This window comes from Sutterella massiliensis (assembly GCF_016899755.1).
Lineage (GTDB): Bacteria > Pseudomonadota > Gammaproteobacteria > Burkholderiales > Burkholderiaceae_F > Sutterella > Sutterella massiliensis.
This window is the reverse complement of record NZ_JACJJC010000119.1, coordinates 1-1041: the sequence shown is the minus strand read 5'-3', so window position 1 is coordinate 1041 and position 1041 is coordinate 1. Positions and strand designations below refer to the sequence as shown.

The 1041-nt window shown below is 50.2% G+C and carries 1 pseudogene; it reads left to right on the top strand.

The window, feature by feature from the left end:
* Positions 1-1041: pseudogene (locus H6A60_RS11655) on the top strand (hypothetical protein); the annotation flags it as partial.

Genomic DNA, 1041 nt, shown 5'->3' with positions numbered 1-1041 from the left:
TGAAACTGTCGCCGAGAAACGCAAAATCAATTACGACCAGCACCTCATCGCGAGCTATCAGTATCTACCCGGTTTTGAAACCGAACTTGAGAGCGAGCTTCCTCCCCATGATGAGCAAAAGAACGTTATCGACAGTGTTTTGTCAAAACACTTCGAAAACATAGCTGAAGACAAAGTGCCTTGGGAAGAGTTCGAAGCCTGTATTCGTCACAAAGTCTACGTGACAAGGGTGACGCTTCCGCTTGCGGGCGGTCGCGTCAAAGGTGAAGCCGCGAAAATGTTCGAAATCATCAACGTCAGCGGCCAAAAGCTCTCGCTTCTCGATCAAGTCAAAGCGCGGCTTATCTCCGTGTTTTCGGAAGAACAAAAAAACGAACGTGCAATCGTAAGCTGTTTCTGGGATGCCTTGCCTGAGTTGCTCGCTCAGCCGAAACTTGCGGCACAAGGTTTTGATTTCTCCCACGTAAACGCTTCATCGGAAAATGATCTTCTGAAGGAAGAAACACTGGCCGATGTTCTTGGCAACGCGACTTACGCAGATTTCATCAAAGCTCAAAAGGCCGAGAAACCTGCTAACCAGTCACCCGATGAAACGAAAGACGTCGACAAACCTGAACAGAAAACCAGCAACACCGAACCACCCATCGACATGGGCAATCTTCTGGTCGTCGCCAATGAGCTCCTTCGCCATTCAATGAAAGAAGACTGTTCGGAGAAGAGCAACCCGGCGCTTACGCTGAGCTACGGCCATTTCGATTGGCTGATGGTTGAAAAGGCCAAAAATTCTAAACGGATGTCGCCTGCTGAAAAGGTTCTCCGACTCATCGGCACAACCAATCTGCTCTTGCAGATGGTCGGAACTTGGGGCGTCTATCGTCAGCGCGGGGAGAGTCTGACAGATGTATCTCTTGTCGGCGAGCTTACGCCCATGCAAACGCTACAGCTTTCCTTCATGGCGGAGAATCGTTTTCGAAATGAAGCTCAGTATTGGTTCCTGATGCTGGCGGCGAACGCGCTGGGCCGTCTCTCGGATGTATACCT